At 60.8% G+C, this 23,693-nt stretch carries 29 protein-coding genes and 1 tRNA gene; 24 read left to right on the top strand and 6 right to left on the bottom strand.

Annotated features, from left to right (window positions below; translation table 11 throughout):
* Positions 1-84 precede the first annotated feature (84 nt).
* Together AB7M33_RS18390 and AB7M33_RS18385 are read left to right on the top strand one after the other, a co-directional pair.
* A complete protein-coding gene (locus AB7M33_RS18390; protein WP_454243253.1) occupies positions 85-1,914 on the top strand; it encodes an SLC13 family permease in 1,830 nt (609 codons plus the stop codon).
* Between the two features lie 138 nt (positions 1,915-2,052).
* Positions 2,053-3,477, top strand: a complete 1,425-nt coding sequence (locus tag AB7M33_RS18385) for a GGDEF domain-containing protein (RefSeq protein WP_265967892.1) — start codon at positions 2,053-2,055, stop codon at positions 3,475-3,477.
* Between the two features lies 1 nt (position 3,478).
* Here the strand turns inward: AB7M33_RS18385 and AB7M33_RS18380 are convergent, their stop codons facing one another.
* Positions 3,479-4,240 carry a sulfite exporter TauE/SafE family protein gene (locus AB7M33_RS18380; protein WP_454243252.1) on the bottom strand — a complete coding sequence of 254 codons (762 nt, stop codon included), beginning with the start codon at positions 4,238-4,240 and terminating at the stop codon, positions 3,479-3,481.
* 98 nt (positions 4,241-4,338) lie between these two features.
* On the opposite strand from AB7M33_RS18380, the gene AB7M33_RS18375 reads away from it, so the two are divergent.
* Complete coding sequence (locus AB7M33_RS18375; protein ID WP_265967893.1) at positions 4,339-5,244, top strand: LysR family transcriptional regulator; 906 nt, start codon at positions 4,339-4,341, stop codon at positions 5,242-5,244.
* Between the two features lie 132 nt (positions 5,245-5,376).
* Here AB7M33_RS18375 and AB7M33_RS18370 read toward each other — a convergent pair whose 3' ends face one another.
* Together AB7M33_RS18370 and AB7M33_RS18365 are read right to left on the bottom strand one after the other, a co-directional pair.
* Entirely contained in the window at positions 5,377-5,571 is a 195-nt protein-coding gene (locus tag AB7M33_RS18370; RefSeq protein WP_027592704.1) for a hypothetical protein, read from the bottom strand.
* A 417-nt stretch (positions 5,572-5,988) separates the two neighbouring features.
* Entirely contained in the window at positions 5,989-6,342 is a 354-nt protein-coding gene (locus AB7M33_RS18365; RefSeq protein ID WP_085273059.1) for an SH3 domain-containing protein, read from the bottom strand.
* 210 nt (positions 6,343-6,552) lie between these two features.
* Here AB7M33_RS18365 and AB7M33_RS18360 point away from each other — a divergent pair, with 210 nt between their 5' ends.
* The 13 genes from AB7M33_RS18360 (at position 6,553) to AB7M33_RS18300 (ending at position 13,962) form a co-directional block, all read left to right on the top strand.
* The gene (locus AB7M33_RS18360) at positions 6,553-7,599 is read left to right on the top strand and encodes an alpha/beta fold hydrolase (protein ID WP_454243251.1); all 1,047 of its coding nucleotides are present in this window, start codon (positions 6,553-6,555) and stop codon (positions 7,597-7,599) included.
* Between the two features lie 335 nt (positions 7,600-7,934).
* The gene (locus tag AB7M33_RS18355; RefSeq protein WP_252825025.1) at positions 7,935-8,120 is read left to right on the top strand and encodes a hypothetical protein; all 186 of its coding nucleotides are present in this window, start codon (positions 7,935-7,937) and stop codon (positions 8,118-8,120) included.
* 90 nt (positions 8,121-8,210) lie between these two features.
* Positions 8,211-8,417 carry a DUF6434 domain-containing protein gene (locus tag AB7M33_RS18350; protein WP_027592708.1) on the top strand — a complete coding sequence of 69 codons (207 nt, stop codon included), beginning with the start codon at positions 8,211-8,213 and terminating at the stop codon, positions 8,415-8,417.
* A gap of 168 nt (positions 8,418-8,585) precedes the next feature.
* Positions 8,586-9,194 carry a class I SAM-dependent methyltransferase gene (locus tag AB7M33_RS18345; protein WP_454243250.1) on the top strand — a complete coding sequence of 203 codons (609 nt, stop codon included), beginning with the start codon at positions 8,586-8,588 and terminating at the stop codon, positions 9,192-9,194.
* Positions 9,195-9,248: 54 nt separating this feature from the next.
* Complete coding sequence (locus AB7M33_RS18340; RefSeq protein WP_172960347.1) at positions 9,249-9,422, top strand: hypothetical protein; 174 nt, start codon at positions 9,249-9,251, stop codon at positions 9,420-9,422.
* Between the two features lie 194 nt (positions 9,423-9,616).
* The gene (gene tnpB / locus AB7M33_RS18335; RefSeq protein ID WP_454243249.1) at positions 9,617-9,973 is read left to right on the top strand and encodes an IS66 family insertion sequence element accessory protein TnpB; all 357 of its coding nucleotides are present in this window, start codon (positions 9,617-9,619) and stop codon (positions 9,971-9,973) included.
* An 81-nt stretch (positions 9,974-10,054) separates the two neighbouring features.
* Positions 10,055-11,524, top strand: coding sequence for an IS66 family transposase (gene tnpC / locus AB7M33_RS18330; protein WP_454243248.1), 1,470 nt, complete (start codon positions 10,055-10,057; stop codon positions 11,522-11,524).
* Between the two features lie 58 nt (positions 11,525-11,582).
* Positions 11,583-11,843, top strand: coding sequence for a DUF6429 family protein (locus tag AB7M33_RS18325; protein ID WP_454243247.1), 261 nt, complete (start codon positions 11,583-11,585; stop codon positions 11,841-11,843).
* Positions 11,844-12,084: 241 nt separating this feature from the next.
* Entirely contained in the window at positions 12,085-12,270 is a 186-nt protein-coding gene (locus tag AB7M33_RS18320) for a phage virion morphogenesis protein (protein ID WP_454243246.1), read from the top strand.
* A gap of 28 nt (positions 12,271-12,298) precedes the next feature.
* Entirely contained in the window at positions 12,299-12,484 is a 186-nt protein-coding gene (locus tag AB7M33_RS18315; protein ID WP_454243245.1) for a hypothetical protein, read from the top strand.
* A 170-nt stretch (positions 12,485-12,654) separates the two neighbouring features.
* A complete protein-coding gene (locus AB7M33_RS18310; RefSeq protein WP_454243244.1) occupies positions 12,655-12,870 on the top strand; it encodes a hypothetical protein in 216 nt (71 codons plus the stop codon).
* Positions 12,871-12,878: 8 nt separating this feature from the next.
* Positions 12,879-13,736 carry a hypothetical protein gene (locus AB7M33_RS18305; RefSeq protein WP_454243243.1) on the top strand — a complete coding sequence of 286 codons (858 nt, stop codon included), beginning with the start codon at positions 12,879-12,881 and terminating at the stop codon, positions 13,734-13,736.
* 61 nt (positions 13,737-13,797) lie between these two features.
* On the top strand, positions 13,798-13,962 hold the full coding sequence (locus AB7M33_RS18300; RefSeq protein ID WP_454243242.1) for a hypothetical protein: 165 nt from the start codon (positions 13,798-13,800) through the stop codon (positions 13,960-13,962).
* Positions 13,963-14,885: 923 nt separating this feature from the next.
* Here the strand turns inward: AB7M33_RS18300 and AB7M33_RS18295 are convergent.
* Positions 14,886-14,973 (bottom strand) — tRNA-Ser (locus AB7M33_RS18295).
* Between the two features lie 133 nt (positions 14,974-15,106).
* Here AB7M33_RS18295 and AB7M33_RS18290 point away from each other — a divergent pair.
* The 8 genes from AB7M33_RS18290 to AB7M33_RS18255 all read left to right on the top strand — a co-directional run bounded on the left by AB7M33_RS18290 (position 15,107) and on the right by AB7M33_RS18255 (position 20,892).
* Positions 15,107-15,778 (top strand): Bax inhibitor-1/YccA family protein, encoded by a 672-nt coding sequence (locus tag AB7M33_RS18290; RefSeq protein WP_003251184.1) that lies wholly within the window; start codon positions 15,107-15,109, stop codon positions 15,776-15,778.
* Between the two features lie 179 nt (positions 15,779-15,957).
* Positions 15,958-17,337 (top strand): nucleobase:cation symporter-2 family protein, encoded by a 1,380-nt coding sequence (locus AB7M33_RS18285; RefSeq protein ID WP_085273009.1) that lies wholly within the window; start codon positions 15,958-15,960, stop codon positions 17,335-17,337.
* Between the two features lie 118 nt (positions 17,338-17,455).
* A complete protein-coding gene (gene tusD / locus AB7M33_RS18280) occupies positions 17,456-17,848 on the top strand; it encodes a sulfurtransferase complex subunit TusD (RefSeq protein ID WP_454243241.1) in 393 nt (130 codons plus the stop codon).
* 1 nt (position 17,849) lies between these two features.
* Positions 17,850-18,209, top strand: coding sequence for a sulfurtransferase complex subunit TusC (gene tusC, locus AB7M33_RS18275; RefSeq protein WP_027592722.1), 360 nt, complete (start codon positions 17,850-17,852; stop codon positions 18,207-18,209).
* Complete coding sequence (gene tusB / locus AB7M33_RS18270) at positions 18,209-18,505, top strand: sulfurtransferase complex subunit TusB (RefSeq protein WP_265967904.1); 297 nt, start codon at positions 18,209-18,211, stop codon at positions 18,503-18,505. The genes tusC and tusB overlap by 1 nt, the downstream gene beginning before the upstream one ends.
* On the top strand, positions 18,502-18,837 hold the full coding sequence (locus AB7M33_RS18265) for a TusE/DsrC/DsvC family sulfur relay protein (protein ID WP_027592724.1): 336 nt from the start codon (positions 18,502-18,504) through the stop codon (positions 18,835-18,837). Before tusB ends, AB7M33_RS18265 begins: the two co-directional genes overlap by 4 nt.
* Positions 18,834-19,835 (top strand): glycosyl transferase family protein, encoded by a 1,002-nt coding sequence (locus tag AB7M33_RS18260; RefSeq protein WP_454243240.1) that lies wholly within the window; start codon positions 18,834-18,836, stop codon positions 19,833-19,835. The genes AB7M33_RS18265 and AB7M33_RS18260 overlap by 4 nt, the downstream gene beginning before the upstream one ends.
* 94 nt (positions 19,836-19,929) lie before the next feature.
* Positions 19,930-20,892, top strand: a complete 963-nt coding sequence (locus tag AB7M33_RS18255) for a glutathione S-transferase family protein (protein WP_454243239.1) — start codon at positions 19,930-19,932, stop codon at positions 20,890-20,892.
* 117 nt (positions 20,893-21,009) lie between these two features.
* Here the strand turns inward: AB7M33_RS18255 and cysG are convergent, their stop codons facing one another.
* The gene (gene cysG, locus AB7M33_RS18250; RefSeq protein ID WP_027592727.1) at positions 21,010-22,401 is read right to left on the bottom strand and encodes a siroheme synthase CysG; all 1,392 of its coding nucleotides are present in this window, start codon (positions 22,399-22,401) and stop codon (positions 21,010-21,012) included.
* Positions 22,402-23,682 carry a serine--tRNA ligase gene (gene serS, locus AB7M33_RS18245; protein ID WP_085273003.1) on the bottom strand — a complete coding sequence of 427 codons (1,281 nt, stop codon included), beginning with the start codon at positions 23,680-23,682 and terminating at the stop codon, positions 22,402-22,404.
* Positions 23,683-23,693 lie beyond the last annotated feature (11 nt).

Genomic DNA, 23,693 nt, shown 5'->3' with positions numbered 1-23,693 from the left:
CACATCAACACACCCTTCATCCCAAGCTGGCACACTGGCTGCTAATGTCTACCGTGCCCCTGTGTGAAGGAACACCCCCTCCCCATGAACCACGAGCTGCTCTGGGTCCTCGGCCTGCTGGCCATCGTCGTCGTCCTCTTCATCATCAACCGCCCGCGCATGGACGTGGTCGCCCTCATGGTGATCCTCGCCCTGCCGTTATCGGGCATCCTCACGGTGGAGCAGGCGCTGGCCGGTTTCAGCGACCCCAACGTGGTACTGATCGCTGCCCTGTTCGTGATCGGCGAAGGCCTGGTACGCACCGGCATTGCCTACCGCATCGGCGAATGGATGAGCGAACGCGCCGGCAACAGTGAGGCGCGCTTGCTGATACTGCTGATGGTGGCGGTGGCGGGCCTGGGGTCGGTGATGAGTTCTACGGGAGTGGTGGCGATCTTCATCCCGGTGGTGCTGAGCATCGCCGCACGCCTCAAGCTCTCACCCAGCCGCCTGATGATGCCGCTGAGCTTTGCTGGCCTGATCAGCGGTATGCTCAGCCTGGTGGCCACGCCGCCCAACGTGGTGGTGCACAGCGAACTGGTGCGCCATGGCGAACAGGGCTTCAACTTCTTCAGCTTTACCCCGTTCGGCCTGGTGGTGCTGGTGCTGGGCATCGGCTACATGCTGCTCACCCGCCACTGGCTCAACGGCGAAGTGCGCAAGGACGGCCGGGTGGAAACCCGCCGCACGTTGCTTGACCTGGTACTGGATTACAAGCTCAGCGGTCGCGAGCGGCGCCTGCGCATCCGCCCGCACTCACCGCTGATTGGCCACACCCTGGGCGAGTTGGAGCTGCGTACAAAGCATGGCGCCAACGTGATCGGCATCGAGCGCCAGCACAAATTCAGCACACGGGTGATCACCGCCGACTCCAATACCGTGCTGCACCAGGGCGACGTGCTGCTGCTCGACCTGTTCGCCAACCGCGACGACCTGCGCAGCCTGTGCCAGACCATGCAACTGGAGCCCCTGCATTTCAAGGCGGCCTACTTCATCGATCAGTCGCAGGAACTGGGCATGGCCGAAGTGTCGCTGCCACCCGGCTCGCAGCTGATCGGCAAGAGCATCCTCGAGCTGGCGTTCCGCACCCGTTTCGACCTCAACGTGGTCGGCTTGCGCCGCGATCAGGTGGCCATCGAAGAGCAACTGGTGGAAGAAAAGCTGCGCCTGGGCGATACCCTGCTGGTGGTCGGGCCATGGAAAGCCGTGCGTCAACTGCAGAGCAAACCGCACGATTTTCTGGTGTTGAGCTTGCCCGCCGAGATCGACCAGGTCGCCCCGGCCCGCACGCGCGCGCCGCAGGCCTTGTTGAGCCTAGCGGTGATGGTCGGGCTGATGGTCAGCGGCGCGGTGCCCAATGTGATCGCCGCGCTGATCGGCTGCCTGCTGATGGGCGCAGGCCGGTGCATCGACATGAACAGCGCCTACCGGGCAATCCATTGGCAGAGCCTGGTACTGATCGTCGGCATGCTGCCGTTCGCCCAGGCCCTGCAAAAAACCGGCGGCATCGACTTGGCCGTGACCGGGCTGGTCAGTGTGCTGGGCGGGGCCGGCCCCAGTGCCATTCTTGCCTGCCTGTTTGCCGTGACGGCGGTGATCGGCCTGTTCATTTCCAACACCGCCACTGCCGTGCTGATGGCGCCGGTGGCAATCAGCACGGCCACGCAACTGGGCATGTCGCCCTACCCCTTCGCCATGACCGTGGCCCTCGCCGCATCGGCTGCGTTCATGACGCCCGTCTCGTCACCGGTCAACACCCTGGTGCTGGGCCCGGGGCAATACCGGTTCGGTGATTTCGTCAAAGTCGGCGTGCCATTCACCTTGCTGGTGATGCTGGTGACTGTGGTGATGGTCCCGTGGTTCTTTGGCTTGTAAGGAAATCGACTGGGGATAGCGGCAATTTGGCATTATCTTGCAGGATCGCGGCAGATTGACATCAAGTACCCTGTCGAAACACACTGACACGTAATTGCCCCAGGTGCTTCAAGCCGTTGTCCTGGATTTCGTTTCCGCTTGCCGGTCGAGTTCATGGTTTTTCCAGCCCAATCGCGCTTGTTGCCCTATGTCGCGCTGCTTTGCCTCACGTTTGCCCTGACCCTCGGCGGCATCCTGGCACGTCCCATCGAGTCCCTCTCCCTGTTCTGGCCGGTGAATGCGGTATTGGTCGGCGTGCTGTTGCGCTACCCCCGCCAGGCCAACGCCCTCGGCTTCATGCTGGTGTGGCTGGCCATGGTGCTGGCAGACCTGCTGTGCGGCAGCGCCTGGAAGCCGGCGTTGTGGTTCAACCTGTGCAACCTCGGCATGGTGTTCACCGTGTGGCAGTTGTTGTCACGCGTGCCGCGCCTGCACCGACGCATGCGCAGCCCGCATGGCGTACTCAGTGTGTTTGCCGCATGCGCCGCTGGCGCGATGGTTGCCGCGAGCATGGCCTCGGTGATGGCCGCACCGTGGTTCGAGCAATCGCTGCAGGCCACCTGGCTGGCCTGGTTCAGTGAACAATTCTCGACCAGTATACTGGTGCTGCCGGTGCTGCTGACGGCGCCCTCGGTGCGGGCAATGGTGCGCAGTGGCGCCCAGGCAGTGCGTTTGCCGCCGCTGCTGGTGCTGCTTGGCTCGCTGGCCTTCAGCATCGCCTTCGGTGGGCCGGGGGCGATTGCCTTCCCGATCGCCGCCCTGCTGTGGTGTGCCTGGACCTACCCGCCGTTTCTGGTCTCGATGCTGACGCTCACCGCCGGCAGCACCCTCATCGTCGCAGTCGCGCAAAACCTCATGCACTTCAGCGTGCCGCAGAGCGAACCCGGGGTCACCACCCTGATGTCGGCGCGCTTGGGCATCGCCATGCTGGTGCTCGGGCCGCTGGTGGTGGCCTGCGTCAGCCAGGCCAATCGCAGCCTCATGGCACGCCTGGCGCACCAGGCCACCATCGACCACCTGACCGGGGTGCTGACCCGCAGCGCGTTCACCCGCCGCGCCAATGCACTGCTCGATAGCCGCCAGCAACATGCCCAAGCGCTGCCGCTGACGTTGATGATGCTGGATATCGATCACTTCAAGGCGATCAACGACGCGCATGGCCACGCAATCGGTGACCAGGTACTGCGCCAGTTCGCCCGCACCCTGCAAGACCAGTTGCACGAAGGCGAGCTGTTCGCGCGCATGGGCGGCGAGGAGTTCGTCGTGATCCTCCCAGGCCTTGCGCCAGATCGCGCCAAATTCACTGCCGAACGCCTGCGCCGGGCCGTACAGGACCTGCACGTGGTGCACGCCGACCATCGCCTGCAGATCACCGTGAGCATCGGCCTGGACGGCTGCGCCGCCGACACCCCGGCGCCGAGCCTGGACGAGCTACTGGCGCGCGCTGACCAGGCGCTGTACCGGGCCAAGGCGCATGGCCGCAACCGCGTCGAACAGGCCGAGGCACAGCGCCAGGTGGTCTGACTCAACCGGCCAGCAAATCCCAGGACAACTTGGCAATCAGTACGCACAGCAAAATCAGGAACAGCCCGCGCACGAAACCTGCGCCCTTGCGCACCGCCAGCCAGGTGCCGGTCAACGCACCGAGGATGTTGCAGGCCGCCATGGGCAAGGCGATGGCATACAGCACGTTGCCCGACGGCACGAAGAACACCAGCGCCGCCAAGTTGGTGGCGATGTTCACCACCTTGGCCGAAGCCGAGGCGTGCAGGAAGTCCAAGGCAAAAAAACGAATGAACAGAAAGATCAGGAAGCTGCCGGTCCCTGGCCCGAACAGGCCGTCGTAAAAACCGATGGCCCCGCCGATCAACACCGCCAGGCATTGCTCCTTGCGGCCGATCTGCGTGGGCTTGTGCAACGTGCCGAAGTCCTTTTTGCAGAACGTGTAGATCGCCATCAGCACGATCATCACCAGCACGGCCGGGCGCATCACGCTGGGCGGCACCAGCGATACCGTGGCGGCGCCGACAAACGACATGACAAAGGCGCCGAGCGCTGCCGGCACGATCAGCCCCCAGTCCAATGTGACCTTGCGGATGAACGAGCGGGCCGCAAAGGCAGTGCCGCACACCGAGGCCAGTTTGTTGGTGCCCAGCAAGGCCGCCGGTTGCGCGGTGGGCAGCACGTTGAACAGCGCCGGGATCTGAATAAGCCCGCCACCGCCTACGGCGGCATCGATCAAACCGGCGGCAAAGGCGAACACAGAAAGTACAGCGATATCCATCATGACGCGGCTCCAGGCAGTAAGACAGGCTGCAAGGCTAATCAAAGTGCCGCGCTTGTGTTGAAATGCCACATTGCGAAAACTGCAATGAGGAGCAGGCAATGGCCTTGGACATGCTGCGGGAGATTCAGGCGTTCGTCAGTGTCGCCCACAAGCGCAGCTTCGTCGCTGCGGCACGCGCCCTAGGGCGTTCACCCAGCGCGGTAACCCGAGCGGTGCAAACGCTGGAGGACAACGCCGGCAGTAAACTGCTCAACCGCAACGCCAACGCGGTGACCCTGACCGAAGCTGGCGAGCGCCTGCTCCCCCATGCCGAACGCTTGCTGGATGTGCAACGTGATGCCGTCGACGAGTTGGCCGCGCTAAGCGGTAGCGCCCAAGGCTGGATCCGTTTCGCCGTGCCGCAATTGCTGGGTGAGCATGTGTTGCCCCGGGTGCTCGCTGAGTTTTCCCAGCGTCATCCACAGGTGACCCTGGACGTGCAGTACAGCGATGCCGCCCTGGACCCGCTGCTGGACAAGTTTGACTTCGTGGTACGCGGTGCCTTTCCGCAATCCAGCGAACTGATCGGCTATCCGCTGTGGGGTTACCAGCGCCATCTTTATGCAAGCCCGGCTTACCTGGCCAGGGCCGGCAACCCGCAACACCCAGAAGACCTGGAACACCACGCACTGATTCTGCATACCGCCCCACGCATACTCAAAGCCTGGCATTTTTGCCGAGATGGCCTGATCACCAACATGCGCCCGACGCCACGGCTTCGGCTGGATTCCGGCGATGCGGTGTACCACAGCACACTGGCCGGGGCCGGTATCGCCCGCCTGGCGGCCTGGGTGGGCGAAACTCAGGTCAAGGCCGGGCGCCTGGTACGGGTGTGCCCGCAATACCGCCTGACCTCAAGCACCGGCCAAGACCCTCAAATGCACGCGCTGTACCCGGCCGGCGAGTTGCCCGCGCGGGTTCGTGAACTGCTGCAGGCCCTGCGCCGCGCCGGCCTGTCGGCCTAACGGCGACGGCTCAAAAGGACTGTTCAAATTCTGCTCAATTTAACAGAGCCCGCTTCCGGCTTGGCTTGCAGCATTTTATCCACAGACCTACCCACGTTTTTTGTGGACAGATTTCCCAGCGCAAAGAACGACTTATCGCACATGCAGCAACGCTGTATTGGCCAGCCTGACCAACTCGATCCACTCAAGCGTGCTGATCTCACCCGCCTGTTCCAATACGCCCGCGCTGCGCAGTGCCTCGTCGTACGCGTCCTCATCGAGCGTGCCTTCAGCGAGAAAACGGCTACGCCACTCCAGCATGGCTGAAGTGCCTTTCTTGCATTCCATGTGTGTTTCGACTCCAAGGCAAAAGACCGGCCCATCAACGTGGGCCGCAGGACGGCGGCGGGAGATTACACGAGCCATTCGCACTTGAGAATTACTTGCAGGTACCACTGATCAGTCATGGTGAATGAACGGAGTAGCCGAGGGCGCAGGCGGGTGGGCCCATCTGGCGAATCAGACGGGCCGCGAAGGGAGGAGTCGGGTGAAAGTCAGCTTGGCGGAATGGTGCCCAAAATACCTATCAGAATGGTCAGGAGCAGAAAACCACCCAGGAACAGCGTCAGCTTGCCCATCGGAACCTCTACAGTGTGATGCGGGGATGGGCCTATTGTCGGTCCATGGCTGATACGGTTACAGATGCAGGTTTGTAGAAAAAAAGCGGATCAGATGCCAGTGATCAGCACAGGGGCGCGACCCACCTCAACTCAATTGCTCCAGTTTTGCCAGCGGCAACCAACCGAACTCATCATCGTCATGGCGCCGACACCACATCCAGCCATTGAGCGAGCGCACCTTCTGCACCAGTTGCCCGGGGTCGGCATCCAGCTCATGGGCCGAGTAGTGATCAAGCGCCCTGCCTTTCTCCACACTGAACCGCTCGATCAACTGCGCCGGTACCCACCCCGGCTCCTGCCCAGGGCATGAACACAGGTACCAGTCCTGCCAGCCCGGCTCGCCTTCATAACGCGGGCCGATATCCAGCAGCGTGCCTTTGGCAAAACGAATCGGCCTTGGGTATTCGCTGCGGTGGCGCTCGATCACGACATAATGCATAGGGCCTCTCCTTGGCCTGGGGGAAATTATCGATCGTAGCAGAAGCGGTCTGACACGCTGCGACGGCACGGTTGTATCTTTATGTGTACAAACTGAGACCTGATACACAAGAACGTTTCCTACAGTTAAATCGGACATACCCTCGATACAGAGGTCCTCTTTACTGGCTTGCATCAACCCATACCTATGGCCTTGCCAAGGAGATGCCCGATGCTTGCCAACCCCTCGACACCTTCACGCCACCCAACACGCCGCATCCGCCACCTCCTCGCCTGTGCCCTTATTCCCCTTGGCCTCATGGCGACTGCCGCCTGTTCGGCTGCGTCAGCACCGGCTCAGGCAACGGCCACCCCAGCGGAGCGCTTCGGCCCACTCAAGCACGTTGAAGCTGGCGTTCTCGATGTGGCCTATGTCGAGCAAGGCCCAGCCGATGGCCCTGTGGTCATCTTGCTGCATGGGTGGCCCTACGACATTCACAGTTTCGAGGCGGTGGCACCGAAGCTCGCCGCAAAAGGCTACCGCGTGCTCGTGCCGTACGTACGGGGCTATGGGCAGACCCGCTTCCTTTCAGCGCAGACCCTACGCAATGCCCAGCCCTCGGCCCTGGCCAGCGACGTCATCGCCTTCATGGACGCCCTTCACATCCAGCACGCCGTACTCGCCGGTTTCGACTGGGGCGCCCGTACTGCCGACATCGTCTCGGCCCTGTGGCCCGAGCGGGTCAAAGCACTGGTGTCAGTCAGTGGCTACCTGATCAGCAGCCAGGAAGCCGCCAAGGCGCCGCTCCCGCCCAGTGCCGAACTGCAATGGTGGTACCAGTACTACTTCGCCACCGAGCGCGGCCAAGCCGGTTATGACAAGAACCGCCATGCGTTCGCCAAGCTGATCTGGCAAACCGCCTCACCCAAGTGGGCCTTCGATGACACCACCTTCGAGCGCAGTGCCAAGGCGCTGGACAACCCCGATCAGGTTGCTATCACCGTGCACAACTACCGCTGGCGCTTGGGGCTGGCACAAGGCGAGGCCCGCTACGCCCCGCTGGAAGCGAAACTGGCCACTTTCCCCAGCATCAGTGTGCCGACCATCACCTTGGAAGGTGATGCCAACGGAGCACCGCACCCACCGGCAGAAAGCTATGCACAACGCTTTACCGGCAAGTACGCGTACCGCCTGATCAGTGGCGGCATTGGCCACAACCTGCCCCAGGAAGCCCCCGATGCGTTCGCTCAAGCAGTGATCGACGCGGACCACCTGTAGTCACCGACGTGTTTCCCGCGTCAGCAGCCCCTACTTCAGGGGCTGTAATTGCTACATAAGGTTTCACAACGTTCGGTGACCTTGCTTTACACCGCTGCGGGCGACGGCGCGACCGAAATTGCTCAAAACCCTTGAGCCTGGGGCGTTGAGGACCTTCTGCAGCACACGATTTGAAACGGTCAGATGCGAAGTTTGTAGGATCTTTACCCGTGCATCGTAGGAGAAATCCAAGCAGTGGCATTTCCCTGTATGAAACATCAGTTTCATCGGCAAAATCGAGCTGCTACGGTCCCATTTTCCTACAACGGCACGGATGCCCACCGCATGAGAAAAGCATGGACCCGTTCGATGCCTCGGCCCTGAAACTGCAAAAGAACCTGCTCACCCTGCGCCAGTCGCGTGATCGATTTAGAAAGGAGGGCTATGACAAGGAAGCCGATGACCTTGAGAAGTCGATCGCGCGAATAGAGGCGGTGTTGAGCAAGATGGCGGGCACGGTCAAACCACCGACCTTGCAGTAGCCCCTGTTCAGCCAGCGGCCAGCGCATCAGTGATTTCTAGCGTCTGCGCGGGTAAGCTCTTTGCTCATGCCTTCGTACGGGAATAGGGAAATGAGCGTTGACTGGCACGCAGGGCCGATCACCAGAAGCACCCCGCTGGACAAACACTACCGGAGCACGCAAAAAGTTCGACGGTTCCTGACGGATGAGTGCGGAAGCGCATTCAAGTTTGATCGCGCCTTCATGGCCTGGATCAAGAGCGGCGAGCCGTTGACGATGGGCGACGTGGCTGACGGGTGGATACGTACCCATCTTTGAATTTGGCGCGCTGAGGGTGAGGGGTTAACTCAAGCTAGATGTACTCGGTAACGTGCGGTAATACACCGAACCCAGGCGGGGTGAGTTACCGAGATAATATCCATCGATGATGCAGGGCCACTCCCTCAATGGCCTGATGAACAATGGACTGGTCAGGACGCTTTATCGATGACGAGCTGGAACGCTTTCTATGCGCGCACGGACAAACGTGCCCCCTCCCCACTGCTCAGTTACGCGATTGACCACGTCAAAGATCAATACCCCCGTCACGCAGTCGACCTGGGGTGCGGCGCCGGTAATGAGGCGTGGCAGCTCATCCAGGCAGGCTGGCAGGTTCTGGCAATCGACAAAGAACCTGAAGCCATCGCCAGGACGATCCGCAAGTGCTCATTGAGCGACGCCCGCATGCTCGACGCGAAAGTCGCAGACTTTGAGCACCTCAACGAGTTGCCTGCCTCGAACTTGATCCACGCCGGCCTTTCACTGCCTTTTTGCCACCCTGGCCGATTCGATTACCTCTGGAGCCAGGTGCGCGATGCACTACTGCCAGGTGGCGTCTTCGTGGGCCATTTCTTCGGCCTGAGGCACAGCTGGGCGAGCCAAGTGCAGATGTCATTTCAAAGCGTGGAAGACGTTCAGCGGCTTTCAGAAGGGCTTGAGGTTATCCTGTTGCGTGAAACGGAATCCCCTATGATCATCGATTCTGAATCCGTGAATTGGCATCGGATCGATGTGATCGTGCGCAAGATGCACTCCGCCAAGGCTGACCAAGTCTAATGACCCGAACCGTATGCCCTTTACGCCTTTTGTCGTTCTCTGCTGGAAGCCCTAATGAATAAATTGATCCTGCCTGTCGCCATCTTCTTTAGCGTACTCATCGCTGGGAAGGCCTCCGAGCATTTCGGGCTGGAGGGCAGCTGGAAAATCGGCCTGCTTTGCGTCGTAGCGGCTGCCGTGCAGATCGCCGTGACCCGTTTCCAGCGCCGGCAACAGCAAAAAGTATAACGCTCGCCCTCTGACGGAACCGCCCTAGCCCGCCTTGGCGGGCTTTGTTTTGCCCGTTGAAATCAGAATCGATATCCCCGGTTCGCGAGAGCAAACAAAAGGGAATGTAAGCGCTCCATGAACCCCACATTCAAAGCGCTTACCTGATCCCCGATGCTGTGCTCCCGATTTCTTTCTGGAGCTCGCTGACCATTATGCGACCCGACGCCAAAGTCGAAAAAGTGTACCTCTACCCCAAGCCCGTCGACTTTCGAAAATCCATTGATGACCTGGCCGCACTGGTCGAACTCGATATCAAGGTGGCGGTGTTCGACCCGGTGCTTTTCGTCTTCCTCAACAAGCCGCGCAACCGCGTGAAGATCCTGTATTGGGAGCGCAACGGCTTCTGCCTCTGGCTCAAACGCTTGGAGTCCGAACGTTTCAAAACCTCGCCCGATGTCACCGACGAAGCCATTGTCTTGACCGTCCAGGAACTGAACTGGCTACTCGACGGCTTCGACCTCTGGCGTAACCGTCCGCATCAGGTCTTGACCCCTCGTTTCGTCGCCTGATTCGGTATAATCCGCGGCATGATTTCCATGCCCGAAAACCTCCCTGACGATCCTGTTCTGCTCTAGCAACTGCTTGAGCAGATGATCAACGAGCGCGCGTCCGACAAGGGCAAGATCGTTCATCTCGAAGAGGAGGTTGCGCTGTTGCGCCAGCGCCTGTTCGGGCGCAAGACCGAGCAGACAGGCGATGTGGCGACGCCACAATTGCCGCTCTTCGACGAAGCGGAAAGCCTGGCAGAACCCTTGGATGAAGCTGACGACGAAGAAGTCGTTGCGCCGACCAAGCGCCGTGGCAAACGCAAGTCGCTGCCGGCTGACTTGCCGCGTATCGAAGTTGTCCACGAACTGCCCGAGCATGAACTGACTTGCGCTTGCGGCTGCCGCAAACATGCCATCGATGAAGAAGTCAGCGAACAGCTTGAAATCGCCCCGATGCAGATTCGCGTCATCAAGCATGTTCGCAAGGTGTACGGTTGCCGCGACTGTGAATCAGCGCCCGTAACGGCGGACAAACCCGCCCAGATGATCGAGAAAAGCATGGCCAGCCCGAGTGTGCTGGCCATGCTGCTGACCACCAAGTACGTAGACGGCTTGCCGCTTCACCGCTTCGAAAAAGTGCTGGGGCGCCACGGTATCGATATCCCGCGCCAAACCCTGGCACGCTGGGTGATTCAGTGCAGCGAGCACTTGCAACCGCTGCTGAATCTGATGCGCGAAAGCCTGTTGAGCAGTCGGATCATCCACTGTGATGAAACCCGTGTGCAGGTGTTGAAAGAGCCTGGTCGTGAGCCCAGCAGCCAATCCTGGATGTGGGTGCAAACCGGCGGCCCACCCGATCGCCCGGTGATCCTTTTCGACTCCACCACCAGCCGAGCGCAGGAGGTACCCGTGCGCCTGCTGGATGGCTATCGCGGCTATGTCATGACCGATGACTACGCCGGTTACAACGCGCTGGCCGCACAGGACGGCGTGGAGCGATTGGGCTGCTGGGCGCATGCACGGCGCAAGTTCGTTGAAGCACAGAAAGTGCAACCCAAGGGCAAAACCGGGCGGGCAGACATAGCACTGAATTTGATCAACAAGCTCTATGGCATCGAGCGCGATCTTAAGGAAGGCAGCGATGAAGATCGCAAGCTAGCCCGCCAGGCACGCAGTCAACCGGTGCTGGCCCAGTTGAATAGCTGGATAGAGAAGACGCAGCCACAGGTCACGAGTCAGAATGCGTTGGGTAAAGCCATCGGTTATCTGGCCAGCAACTGGAGCAAGTTGGAACGCTACGTCGAGCAGGGAGATTTGCCGATCGACAATAACGCCGCCGAGCGCGCGATCCGCCCGTTTGTCATCGGCAGAAAGAACTGGTTGTTCAGTGACACGCCCAGAGGGGCGATGGCCAGTGCGCAACTTTACAGCCTGGTCGAGACGGTCAAAGCCAACGGCCAGGAGCCCTATGCGTGGCTGCGCCACGCACTGGAGCACCTGCCGCTCGCGTCCTCAGTGGAGGACTACGAAGCGCTGCTGCCGTGGAATTGCACGCCTAAAATACATAGCTGAGTGCTCTGCCCATCGCGGGTGAGCTGGAGCCTTGAAGAACAAGAGCGGAGTAACGACCATGGAATACGACGATAGGCTGATTGAAGACGCAGTGCTTGCCCTGTTGGCAGCCTATAGCTCCAACAAAGGTAACGCGTGGAAAGGATTCGACTTCGAGGTCATGAATCGACTGCATGAACAGGGTTTCATCAGTGATCCTGTTAACAGAAACAAATCCATTTGGTTGACTGCGGAGGGACTGGAGCGAGGCCGTCAGCTAGCTGACCAATTGTTCGGGTTAAGGACTCAAGCGGGGCGGGCGCCCGACTCGAATACCTGATTTCCCCGTCCGTCATGTAACGGGTGGGGTTTATGGATCGCTTACGACGAAGTGGGTTGTCGTGAAGCGCATGGACGACGGACTTTCGACGTATCTCACCCTGGTGAACCAGAGCACGAGCCCTACGAGGACCTTAGCGAAATCACCCTCTACGCTGGCGGTGAACGGCTCGCCAGCTGGCAGCCGCCGGTAGCGCCGGACGGCATGTCCCTGACCATGCCTCATCTGAAAAAACCGCAGCATGGCTGACCTGAATGCCTTGGAGGAATGGATTGACACACTCCTGCAGCACCTCAAGCCATCTGAACGGACAAAACTCACCCGGTCAGTTGGCCAGCAACTGCGCCGCAGTCAACAGCAGCGCATCATCGCCCAGCGCAACCCCAATGGCTCCCCCCGTATGATCCGGGCAAGCAACGGCTCTTAAGGGGCAAGAAGGTCGTGTACATGGCAAGGTGAGAATTTTCCTGAAACTGCGCACGGCGGTCTATCTCAAAGCGAGAAGCGACGCGTCAGCTGCAATAGTTGGTATCTCCGGCAGGATCGCCAGAATTGCGTGCACCCACCAACCGGGCCTGACTGATGAAGCCGCTCCCTGCGCACCGTCTATCACCTACAGCGTCCCGAATTGCTGGGACTGACAGAGCCAGACCTCGAAATGATCCGAAACATCCTCGCCAGCCATCTGTCTATTTAGGTGCAAGGTGTGCGGTATGCTAGTCTTCGCACCCGGTTTAGCACCGCTTCATCATTCTGCTGCTAATCTAGGGGTATGTGTTCAGGCCCTGCCTGCAACAAAGGAGTTACGACTGTGAGCGACAAAAAAATTTGGGAATCCATCCTGCAGTGGGTTTCCCCACCCTCCGAAGAGTCGATGGCCATCGCCAGACAACTCAATACGGTCGCGGAACAGGTTCAGGTCAGTGATCATGGCGCCGTTTCCATTTCGGCCTCGACCATCCTGCATGATGCTGAGTTTGCGAAAGCCTGTGAGGCTGCCAAGACAGCAATTTCGAAGTCTCACTAGGTATTGCAATGGGTTTTCTGCTCGTTTTACCAATCTTGATCTGCGGCTTCATTTACTGCAAATACAACTTCTACGACAAAACTCTCATCGCCAAGTATGAAGGACAGTCACTGTACCTTCACATAGCGATGAGGGGGCTGATTGTGACCCTGCCCTGGCTGATCGTAATTTTTCTGCTCGAATGGTTTACCGACGGATTCCTCGGACTTGCGAGCCTTATGGCAAAACGAGGACTCACCAAAGACGACGAAAAACACCTGTTCACAACGCTTGTCGTCGCCATCCTCAGCGCACCGCTATTTGCCTATGCTGCCGCTAAAGTACGCTTCAAGGTTACCCAGTACAGGCATGGGCTGAAGAACGACTACCTGACGCGCTCTTTCATCCTGAAAACTATGCTGCCCACCAGCACGCATCAAGCCCTCCTGTTGGATTCGCTGTTCAACAAACGCTTGTACATGTTCAGCATGGAAGATCGAAAGGTTTATATCGGTTGGGTAAAGAACTTTGGGAACCTCCAGGATCACGACTCTAACAACGATGAGGGCTTCTCCATCATCCCCATCTATAGCGGTTTCCGAGACAAGGACCGGCTCACGGTAGAGTTCACAACCCCTTACGAAAAGGTATACGAGGCCATCAAGGCAGAACGCGCCTCGAGCGCCGGCATCGGTGACGGTACGGAAGACCGCTGTATCGGCAAAGGAAGCCAACCGGATGAAATCGGTAGCTTGTTCAGCATCAGCCTTTTACAAAAGCATATCGTGTCAATGACATTCTTCGACGGCGAAGTCTGGCAAGAATTCAAGAAAAACGAGGTTCCAGTTCCAAAAAAGGGAAGCCACCAAGGCCTGACCTCCCTATAGGCCCACTGCCGACAATAGCAAAATGCTGAAAGTGGTCGCGTACCGCGCAACCATCAGCATCATGACTGATTACGCAACGTTTCATCGCATCCTGGAAAACCTGATTCGCTTCGGCACCATCGCCGAGATGCAGCACGAACCGCCCAGAGTCAACGTACAAACCGGCAGCATCCTGACAACCTGGTTGCCCTGGATGGCCTGGCGTGCCGGTGCAGACCAGGAATAGGACCCACCCACCCACCCACCCACCGTAGACGAGAATGCAGGCTGACCGGATCGACCAGCTGAACATTCAGCACTGGGTCCAGTCCCTGTTGATACCCAAACCGCACAACCAAACCACGTGAGAGATCGTCAGCCACCTGCGGCAGATCTTCCGGCTGTACCGCACGCGGAACCGTTCAGCTTTCGATCCCACAGATGGCATCACCATCTCACTGCCGGATGCTGATGATCCCGACCCATTCACCCGGGAAGAAATCGACGCAATCCTCACGCAGCCGACCGATCGGCAGCAAGAGATCAACCTGCCGCAGTACATGATCTGGTCCGGCCCGCGGGTAAGCGAGGCGATTGCCTTGGCCTGGAGGACGTCGACCTGGCCGCCGATACCGTGGAGATCCGCCGCGCTCGGGTCGCCGGGCAATACAAGGTGCCCAAACCAGGCAAATGCCTGCAGAACTGTTCCAGGTCGTAGAGCGTGACAACCGGATGGTTCGTGAGCAGCGTGTGCGGTTTGTCTTCCACAACACCGCCACAGGTGAACCGTATCGGTCTTCGGACGTATTGCGGCACGGGTGGTGGATCACTCACCTGGAGAAAGCCGGCGTCCCCAGCGGAGGCTGAACACCTGCAGGCATACGTTCGCCAGCCAGATGCTGAGCAGCAGGCTGGCCACGCCGGAGTGGATTGCGGATCAGATGGAGCACACCTCGACGGCCATGATTTTCAGGCACTACGCGAAGTGGATCAGCCAGGATTGGCCGGATGTGGTGGGGTTGTTGAATCAGGCGCTCAGGTTGAGCTGAACGCATATAAAAAGGGGCCAAAAAGGCCCCTTCTTTTTGCCTGCCATTCCCAATGTGTTCCCAAAACGTTCCCTTTTGAGGGGAAGCCTAAGAGAAACATCAATAAAAACAGACACTTGTATGGCGGAAGCGTAGAGATTCGAACTCTAGGATAGTTGCCCATCGACGGTTTTCAAGACCGTTGCCTTAAACCACTCGGCCACGCTTCCAGCTCGTTTTGCGGCCGCCATAATACCGTAATGAAACACGCTGTCAAACTCTCTGTGTCGCGGGTTGCAGGACGTCTGATAGACTCCTAGCATCTGAACGTCTGAAACCACAGGTTTACCAAGGAGCCTCGCCATGCGCGAACAGGATTACGCCGTACACCACGGCCAGCAGGTCGAGCAGCAGGAGATCAGCAAAGTCCTGCGCAACACGTACAGCCTGCTGGCACTCACCCTCGCCTTCAGCGGTGTCATGGCCTTCGTGGCCCAGCAGATGCGCGTCGGCTACCCGAACGTGTTCGTGGTGCTGATCGGCTTCTACGGGTTGTTCTTCCTCACCAACAAACTGCGTGATTCGGCCTGGGGCCTGGTGTCCACCTTCGCCCTCACTGGCTTCATGGGCTTCATCCTCGGCCCTATTCTCAACCGTTACCTGGGCATGGCCGGTGGCGCTGAAGTGGTCAGCTCGGCATTCGCCATGACCGCACTGGTGTTCGGTGGCCTGTCGGCCTATGTGCTGATCACCCGCAAGGACATGAGCTTCCTCAGCGGCTTCATCACGGCAGGCTTCTTCGTGCTGCTGGGTGCGGTGGTTGCCAGCTTCTTCTTCCAGATCAGCGGCCTGCAACTGGCGATCAGCGCTGGCTTCGTGCTGTTCTCGTCGGTCTGCATTCTGTTCCAGACCAGCGCGATCATCCATGGCGGCGAGCGCAACTACATCATGGCGACCATCAGCCTGTATGTATCGATCTACAACCTGTTCGTCAGCCTGCTGCAGCTGTTCGGCATCATGGGCCGCGACGACTGATACTGCGCCTCATGGAAAAGCCCGCTTCGGCGGGCTTTTTTGTGCGCCAAAGACTGACTTAAAAGTCAGCTTATTGAGCGAACAGACACCGATCATGCCGCCATCGTGCTTGCCCCTACCCCAATTGCGCTTCAGCCCGTAGAATGCGCTCCTTTTTTCTTCCGGGGCGGCTTTCTGCAATGAGCTCACACGAACACAGCCCAGGCGCATCGGCGCCTGCCAATGAACTGGTGCTGGGTCTTGAGGACAAGCCACGGCTGCTGATCGGCCTGCTGGCGGCGCTGCAGCACCTGCTGGCGATCATCGTGCCGATCGTGACACCTGGCCTGCTGATTTGTCAGGCGCTGGGTGTTTCGGCGCGGGACACCAACCTGATCGTATCCATGTCGCTGGTGATCTCCGGCATCGCCACCTTCGTTCAGTGCAAGCGCTTCGGGCCGTTTGGCGCGGGGCTGCTGATTGTTCAGGGCACCAGCTTCAACTTCGTCGGGCCGTTGATTGCTGGCGGTGCGCTGATGGTCAAGCAAGGCACGCCGGTAGAAGGCGTGATGGCCGCCATTTTTGGCGTGGTGATCGCAGGCTCGTTCGTGGAGATGGGCGTGTCGCGCATCCTGCCGTTCGTCAAACGCCTAATCACGCCACTGGTGACCGGCATCGTCGTGCTGATGATTGGCCTGACCCTGATCAAGGTCGGCCTGATCAGCATGGGCGGCGGCTTTGGCGCGATGGCCAACGGCACCTTCGCCAATGGCGAAAACCTGCTGCTGTCGGGCGTGGTGCTGGCGATCATCGTCATTCTCAACCGCATCCCGGTGGTATGGATGCGCAGCTGCGCTATCGTCATCGCATTGGCGGTGGGCTATGCGCTGGCCGGCTACCTGGGCCGCCTGGACTTCACCGGCATGCACGAGGCTGCGCTGTTCCAGGTGCCCACGCCGCTGCACTTTGGCCTTAGCTTCTCGTGGGCGCTGTTCATCCCGATGTTGGTGATCTACCTGGTGACGTCGCTGGAAGCCATTGGTGACGTCACCGCCACCAGCAAGGTCTCGCGCCAACCGGTCGAAGGCCCGGTGTGGATGCAGCGGATCAAAGGCGGCGTGCTGGTCAACGGCGCCAATTCGCTGCTGGCCGGCTTGTTCAACACCTTCCCCAGCTCGATCTTCGCCCAGAACAACGGCGTTATTCAGCTGACCGGCATCGCCAGCCGCCATATCGGCATCTGGATCGCTGTGATGCTGGTGCTGTTGGGCCTGTTCCCGACGGTCGCTGGAGTGATCCAGGCGGTACCGGAGCCGGTACTGGGTGGCGCGGCTATGGTGATGTTCGGCGCGGTAGCGGCCTCGGGTATCAACATCCTGGCCAGCACGCAGCTGGACCGTCGCGCCCTGCTGATCATTGCCGTGTCGCTGGCCTTGGGCCTGGGCGTGGCCCAGGTGCCTGAGTTCCTGGCCCACATGCCCGCGGCAATCCGCAATGTGCTGGAGTCGGGCGTCGCCACCGGCGGTATTTGCGCCCTGGTGCTGAACTGGTTCCTGCCAGAGAGCAAAGAGCGCGCCTGACCCTTCAACGCCTCGCTGAAAAGCCCCCCCCCCTCTGCACAAGGCTACGAGGTCCTTGTATGAGCGGGGTTGGGCTTTTTTGCTTTATCATGGCGGCATTCCTTTGCATGAGTTGTCCATGAAATTCGCTATCGCGGTTTTTTCCCCGGCCCATGCGCCCTCCTCGCGCCGCGCCCTGCGCTTTGCCGAGGCGGTGCTGGCCGGCGGGCATGAGATTGCCCGGTTGTTCTTCTATCAGGACGGGGTACACAGTGCCTCGGCCAACGTGGTCACGCCTCAGGATGAGCTGGATGTCGCCGCCCAATGGCGCACCTTCATCGACCAGCACCAGTTGGACGCGGTGGTGTGCATTGCCGCTGCGTTGCGCCGTGGCGTGCTCGACGAGGCCGAAGCCAGCCGCTATCAACGGCCAGCCGCGAACCTGCCCAAGCCTTGGGAGCTGTCTGGGCTCGGCCAACTGCACGAGGCGGCGCAGAGTGCCGATCGGCTGATCTGCTTCGGAGGCGATTGAAATGGCAAAGTCCTTGTTGATCATCAGCCGCCAGGCACCCTGGAACGGCCCATCGGCCCGTGAGGCCCTGGACATTGCACTGGCCGGTGGCGCTTTCGACCTGCCGCTGGGCATGCTGTTTCTGGACGATGGCGTGTTCCAGCTCGCCCCAGGCCAGCAGCCCGCAGCCCTGCAACAGAAGAACCTGGCGGCCAACCTGCAGGCCTTGCCGATGTTCGGCGTCGAAGCGCTCTTCGCCTGCAGCCATAGCCTGCGCCAGCGCGGCCTTGCCGCCGACACCCTGGCGCTACCGGTGCAGGTGTTGGACGACGCGGCACTGACCGCATTGATCGCCCGTTTTGACCAGGTGGTAACGCTGTGATGACAACCCTGCATGTAATTGCCCACTCGCCCTTCGGCGACGACCGCCTGGCCAGTTGCCTGCGCCTGCTCGGTGCCGACGATGCACTGCTGCTGTGCGGTGATGCGGTCTATGCACTGCACGCCGGCAGCGAGCCCCAGCGCCTGCTGCAAGCCGCCGCGCTCGAGCAGCGCTTGTTCGCCCTCGAAGAAGACCTGCACGCCCGCGCGGTCGCCAACGACCTGGCCAAGCCTGTGGACTATGCTGCATTCGTCGAGCTGTCGCTGCATTACGACAAGGTCAACAGCTGGCTATGAGTACGCTGAACGTTGGCGATCAAACGATTGCCCTGGACAAGGACGGCTTCCTGGTCGACCTGCACGACTGGTCCCCTGCCGTCGCCGATGCCCTCGCCACACGTGAAGGCATCCCGCTGACCGCTGACCACTGGGAAATCCTCGAGCTGCTGCGCCAGTTCTACCAGGAATTCCAGCTTTCGCCGGCCACACGCCCGCTAATCAAGTACACCGCGCTGAAGCTGGGCCCTGAAAAGGGCAACAGCCCGCACCTGAACCGCCTGTTCAACGGCACTCCTGCCAAACTTGCCGCCAAGCTGGCGGGCCTGCCCAAGCCGACCAACTGCATATGATCGAACCACGCCCGCTCACCCTGGAAACACCCGCCGAACACCCGTTCGCCGAATTCGTGCGCATCCTTGGCAAAGGCAAGCGCGGCGCGCGCGGCCTGACCCGCGAAGAAGCCCGCGCGGCCATGACCTTGCTGCTGGAAGGCAAAGTCGAGGACACCCAGCTCGGCGCCTTCCTCATGCTGCTGCGGCACAAGGAAGAAAGCGCCGATGAACTGGCCGGTTTCACCGAGGCCCTGCGCGCTCACTTGCAAGCGCCGCACATTGCCGTGGACCTGGACTGGCCCACGTACGCGGGCAAGAAGCGCCACCTGCCCTGGTACCTGCTGGCGGCTAAGTGCCTGGCCAACAACGGGGTGCGCATCCTGATGCATGGCGGCGGCGCCCACACCGCCGGGCGCATGTTCACTGAACAACTGCTCGAACAGCTGCAGATTCCGCTGTGCCGCGACTGGGCGGCTGTCAGCACCGCGCTCGACCAGCAGCGGCTGGCGTTTTTCCCGTTGCAGGACTGGGCACCCCAGTTGCAACGCATGATTGACCTGCGCAACACCTTGGGCCTGCGCTCGCCAATTCACTCCTTGGCTCGGGTACTGAACCCGCTGGGTGCGCGCTGCGGCCTGCAGAGCATCTTCCACCCTGGCTACCAGGCGGTGCACCGTGAAGCTAGCCGTCTGCTCGGCGACCATGCCGTGGTGATCAAGGGCGATGGCGGCGAGATCGAGGTCAATCCCGATGTCATCAGCCATCTCTATGGCACTACAGCGGGTGAGGCCTGGGATGAAGAGTGGCCAGCCCTGAGCGAACGCCGCCATGTCAAACCACCGAGCCTGCAACCGCAGCAACTGCTCGCCGTGTGGCAGGGCGAAGCCGAAGACAGCTACGGCGAAATGGCCGTGGTCGCCACCATGGCCCTGGCCTTGCGCGGGCTGGGGCAGCACCGTGACGACGCCTTCGCCACAGCGCATCGCTACTGGAGCGAACGCAACGCATCGATTTAATCGATTGAAGACCCCGAGTCTTTGCGCTATTTATTCGAACGATATTCCCTAGACTGGGCTCCAACGACAAACAACTTTGTTCCAGGAGCTCAACATGGGCCTTTTGATCGATGGCCGCTGGCACGACCAGTGGTATGAAACCGGCAAAGACGGGGCCTTCAAACGCGAAAACGCCCAGCGCCGCAACGCGTTGCCCGCACCCGAGGCCGGCCGTTATCACCTGTACGTGTCACTGGCTTGCCCATGGGCGCACCGCACCCTGATTTTCCGTGCCCTCAAGGACCTGTCGCCGCTCATCGATGTGTCGGTTGTGAGCTGGCTGATGCAAGAGAATGGCTGGACCTTCGACCAGCAGCAGGGCTCCACCGGCGACCACCTCGATGCACTCGAATTCCTGCACCAACGCTACACCCAGGATGACCCGCACTACACCGGGCGCGTTACCGTGCCGGTGCTGTGGGACAAAAAAGAGAAGCGTATCGTCAACAACGAATCGGCCGAGATCATCCGCATCTTCAACAGCGCCTTCGACGAGCTGACCGGCAACCGCCTGGACCTCTACCCCGAGCCCTTGCGCCCGGCGATCGAAGCGCTGAACGAACGGATCTACCCCGCGGTGAACAATGGCGTCTACCGCGCAGGCTTCGCCACCACGCAAGAGGCCTACGAGGCCGCGTTTGACGACGTGTTCAATGAGCTGGATTACCTGGAAGACGTGCTGAGCCGCAATCGCTACCTTGCTGGCGAGTACCTCACCGAGGCGGATGTACGACTGTTCACTACGTTGGTGCGCTTTGATGCGGTGTACCACGGGCACTTCAAGTGCAACCTGCGACGCCTGAGCGACTACCACAACCTGTCAAACTGGCTGCGCGAAGTGTACCAGTGGCCGGGGGTGGCGCTGACGGTGGATATGGAGCATATCCAGAAGCATTACTACATGAGCCACAAGACCATTAACCCGAATGGGATCGTGCCTAAAGGGCCATTGCAGGACTTTGGTGTGGCGCATGATCGGGAGCGGTTGGCGGGCCAGGGGATCTGGGTTAAACGGTGACACAGCGGGGGCTGCTTTGCAGCGCTTCGCAGCACAAGGCTGCTCCTACACAGGCGAGCACCAAACGTGTAGAAGCAGCCTTGTGCTGCGAAGGGCCGCAAAGCGGCCCCACCCGTTTCAGCTATGTTGCGAACCTTCAAACCACGCCAGCTTCTCACGCAACTGCACCACTTCCCCAACAATCACCAGGGTCGGCGCATGCACTTCATGCTGGGCGACAAGCGCCGGCAAATCCGCCAGGGTGCCCGTAAACACCCGTTGATTGCGCGTAGTGCCTTGCTGCACCAGCGCTGCTGGCGTACTGGCCGCACGCCCATGACGAATCAGTTCGGCGCAAATGGTCGGCAAGCCTACCAACCCCATGTAGAACACCAGGGTTTGCGCCGGTGCCACCAGGTCATCCCAAGGCAAATTGCTGGTGCCATCCTTGAGGTGCCCGGTCACGAAGCGCACCGATTGGGCGTAGTCGCGGTGGGTCAGCGGGATGCCGCCATAGGCTGAGCAACCACTGGCCGCGGTAATGCCGGGCACCACCTGGAAGGGGATGCCCTGCTCGGCCAGCTGTTCGATCTCCTCGCCACCACGGCCAAAGATGAACGGATCGCCACCCTTGAGGCGCAGCACGCGCTTGCCCTGCTTGGCCAAGTCGACCAGCAGGCGGTTGATCTGGTCCTGCGGCACGGCATGGTCAGCGCGGCGCTTGCCGACATAGATACGCTCGGCATCACGCCGGCACATGTCGATGATGGCCGGGGCCACCAGGCGGTCGTACAGCACCACATCGGCCTGCTGCATCAGGCGCAAGGCGCGGAAGGTCAACAAGTCCGGATCGCCCGGCCCTGCCCCCACCAGATACACCTCACCGCCCTGCTGCACCGGCGCGCCATCGACCATGGCCTGCAACAGGCGTTCGGCCTCGGCACCCTGCCCGGCCAGCTGACGCTCGGCAATCGGGCCCTGGAAGACATTTTCCCAAAAGCCGCGACGCTGGTTGACGTCTGGGTACAGGCGTTTGACCTGGTGCCGGAACCGCGCCGCCAGCCCGGCCAGTTCGCCGTAGGCCGAAGGGATCCACGCCTCCAGCTTGGCGCGAATCAAACGCGCCAGCACGGGCGCATCACCCCCACTGGAGACTGCCACCACCAACGGCGAGCGGTCGACAATTGCCGGGAAGATCACCGTGCACAGGGCCGGCGCGTCCACCACGTTGACCGGCAGGTTGAGCGCCTGGGCATCGGCCGACACCTGGGCGTTCAGCCCAGCGTCATCAGTGGCCGCGATCACCAGCCGGCAACCGACCAGGTCGGGCGCCTGATAGCCGCGCACCAAGACCTCACCGCCACCTTCCCGGGCCAGTGCGGCCAGTTGGCCGTCAACCTCGGGCGCCACCACGCGCAGCGCGGCGCCGGCATCCGCCAGCAGGCGCGCTTTGCGCAAGGCAATTTCACCGCCGCCGACGACCAGTACCCGGCCGCCCTGCAGCTTGTGGAACAGTGGCAGGTAATCCATTTAGCGGATGACCTCGACACCACCCATGTACGGCTTGAGCACCTCAGGCACACGGATCGAACCGTCGGCCTGTTGGTAGTTCTCCAATACCGCCACCAGGGTGCGGCCTACTGCCAGGCCAGAACCGTTGAGGGTATGCACCAGCTCTGGTTTGCCGGTTTCCGGGTTGCGCCAGCGGGCTTGCATGCGACGCGCCTGGAAATCACCGCAGTTGGAGCAGGAGCTGATCTCGCGGTACTTGTCCTGGCTCGGTACCCACACTTCCAGGTCGTAGGTTTTCACCGCACCGAAGCCCATGTCGCCGGTGCACAGCGCCAGTACCCGGTAGGGCAGTTCCAACAGCTGCAGCACGCGCTCGGCATTGCCGGTCAGGCCTTCGAGGGCTTCCATCGACTTGGATGGCTCGACCACCTGGACCATTTCGACCTTGTCGAACTGGTGCTGGCGGATCATGCCACGGGTGTCACGGCCCGATGCGCCGGCTTCACTGCGGAAGCAAGGCGTGTGGGCGACCAGCTTGAGCGGCAGTTGCTTGGCATCGAGGATTTCACCGGCAACCAGGTTGGTCAGCGAAACCTCGGCGGTTGGGATCAGGTAGAAGTCAGCCTCGCCTTCGCGGCTGATCTTGAACAGGTCTTCCTCGAACTTCGGCAGCTGGCCGGTGCCCTGCAGGGCCGGCGCTTGTACCAGGTACGGGGTGTAGTGCTCTTCGTAGCCGTGCTCACCGGTGTGCAGGTTGATCATGAACTGCGCCAGGGCGCGGTGCAGACGGGCAATCGGGCCACGCAGCACGGCAAAGCGGGCACCAGACAGCTTGGCTGCCGCTTCGAAGTCCAGACCACCACTGATTTCGCCCAGGGCGACGTGGTCTTTGATTTCAAAGTCGAAGGCCTTAGGGGTGCCCCAGCGGCGGACTTCAACGTTGTCGTCTTCGCTGGCACCAACCGGCACGCTGGCGTCCGGCAGGTTAGGAATGGTCAGCAGGATGCCATCCAGTTCAGCCTGGATGCCGTCCAGCTCGACTTTGCCTGCGGCCAACTCGTTGGCCATGCGCTCGACGTCGGCCATCAGCGGCGCGATATCTTCGCCCTTGGCCTTGGCCTGGCCGATGGACTTGGAACGGGCGTTACGCTCGGCCTGCAGTTGCTCGGTGCGCGTCTGCACGGCCTTGCGGCGCTCTTCCAGTGATTCGATGCGCGCGACATCCAGGCTGAAGCCACGGGAGGCCAGGCGATCCGCCACTTCCTGAAGTTGGCCGCGTAACAGTTTGGAATCGAGCATATCGTTCTCTC

The organism is Pseudomonas sp. Y3 TE3536 (assembly GCF_053629175.1).
The sequence above is the reverse complement of the archived record's forward strand: the minus strand, read 5'-3'. Positions and strand labels throughout refer to the sequence as shown.

What these genes read in the sequence shown, in the direction of transcription:
- AB7M33_RS18390 (WP_454243253.1), top strand. Translation starts at nt 85, where the DNA reads ATGAACCACGAGCTGCTCTGGGTCCTCGGCCTGCTGGCCATCGTCGTC.
- AB7M33_RS18380 (WP_454243252.1), bottom strand. Translation starts at nt 4,240, where the DNA reads ATGATGGATATCGCTGTACTTTCTGTGTTCGCCTTTGCCGCCGGTTTG.
- AB7M33_RS18375 (WP_265967893.1), top strand. Translation starts at nt 4,339, where the DNA reads ATGGCCTTGGACATGCTGCGGGAGATTCAGGCGTTCGTCAGTGTCGCC.
- AB7M33_RS18370 (WP_027592704.1), bottom strand. Translation starts at nt 5,571, where the DNA reads ATGGAATGCAAGAAAGGCACTTCAGCCATGCTGGAGTGGCGTAGCCGT.
- AB7M33_RS18365 (WP_085273059.1), bottom strand. Translation starts at nt 6,342, where the DNA reads ATGCATTATGTCGTGATCGAGCGCCACCGCAGCGAATACCCAAGGCCG.
- AB7M33_RS18360 (WP_454243251.1), top strand. Translation starts at nt 6,553, where the DNA reads ATGCTTGCCAACCCCTCGACACCTTCACGCCACCCAACACGCCGCATC.
- AB7M33_RS18355 (WP_252825025.1), top strand. Translation starts at nt 7,935, where the DNA reads ATGGACCCGTTCGATGCCTCGGCCCTGAAACTGCAAAAGAACCTGCTC.
- AB7M33_RS18350 (WP_027592708.1), top strand. Translation starts at nt 8,211, where the DNA reads ATGAGCGTTGACTGGCACGCAGGGCCGATCACCAGAAGCACCCCGCTG.
- AB7M33_RS18345 (WP_454243250.1), top strand. Translation starts at nt 8,586, where the DNA reads ATGACGAGCTGGAACGCTTTCTATGCGCGCACGGACAAACGTGCCCCC.
- AB7M33_RS18340 (WP_172960347.1), top strand. Translation starts at nt 9,249, where the DNA reads ATGAATAAATTGATCCTGCCTGTCGCCATCTTCTTTAGCGTACTCATC.
- tnpB (WP_454243249.1), top strand. Translation starts at nt 9,617, where the DNA reads ATGCGACCCGACGCCAAAGTCGAAAAAGTGTACCTCTACCCCAAGCCC.
- tnpC (WP_454243248.1), top strand. Translation starts at nt 10,055, where the DNA reads ATGATCAACGAGCGCGCGTCCGACAAGGGCAAGATCGTTCATCTCGAA.
- AB7M33_RS18325 (WP_454243247.1), top strand. Translation starts at nt 11,583, where the DNA reads ATGGAATACGACGATAGGCTGATTGAAGACGCAGTGCTTGCCCTGTTG.
- AB7M33_RS18320 (WP_454243246.1), top strand. Translation starts at nt 12,085, where the DNA reads ATGGCTGACCTGAATGCCTTGGAGGAATGGATTGACACACTCCTGCAG.
- AB7M33_RS18305 (WP_454243243.1), top strand. Translation starts at nt 12,879, where the DNA reads ATGGGTTTTCTGCTCGTTTTACCAATCTTGATCTGCGGCTTCATTTAC.
- AB7M33_RS18300 (WP_454243242.1), top strand. Translation starts at nt 13,798, where the DNA reads ATGACTGATTACGCAACGTTTCATCGCATCCTGGAAAACCTGATTCGC.
- AB7M33_RS18290 (WP_003251184.1), top strand. Translation starts at nt 15,107, where the DNA reads ATGCGCGAACAGGATTACGCCGTACACCACGGCCAGCAGGTCGAGCAG.
- AB7M33_RS18285 (WP_085273009.1), top strand. Translation starts at nt 15,958, where the DNA reads ATGAGCTCACACGAACACAGCCCAGGCGCATCGGCGCCTGCCAATGAA.
- tusD (WP_454243241.1), top strand. Translation starts at nt 17,456, where the DNA reads ATGAAATTCGCTATCGCGGTTTTTTCCCCGGCCCATGCGCCCTCCTCG.
- tusC (WP_027592722.1), top strand. Translation starts at nt 17,850, where the DNA reads ATGGCAAAGTCCTTGTTGATCATCAGCCGCCAGGCACCCTGGAACGGC.
- tusB (WP_265967904.1), top strand. Translation starts at nt 18,209, where the DNA reads ATGACAACCCTGCATGTAATTGCCCACTCGCCCTTCGGCGACGACCGC.
- AB7M33_RS18265 (WP_027592724.1), top strand. Translation starts at nt 18,502, where the DNA reads ATGAGTACGCTGAACGTTGGCGATCAAACGATTGCCCTGGACAAGGAC.
- AB7M33_RS18260 (WP_454243240.1), top strand. Translation starts at nt 18,834, where the DNA reads ATGATCGAACCACGCCCGCTCACCCTGGAAACACCCGCCGAACACCCG.
- AB7M33_RS18255 (WP_454243239.1), top strand. Translation starts at nt 19,930, where the DNA reads ATGGGCCTTTTGATCGATGGCCGCTGGCACGACCAGTGGTATGAAACC.
- cysG (WP_027592727.1), bottom strand. Translation starts at nt 22,401, where the DNA reads ATGGATTACCTGCCACTGTTCCACAAGCTGCAGGGCGGCCGGGTACTG.
- serS (WP_085273003.1), bottom strand. Translation starts at nt 23,682, where the DNA reads ATGCTCGATTCCAAACTGTTACGCGGCCAACTTCAGGAAGTGGCGGAT.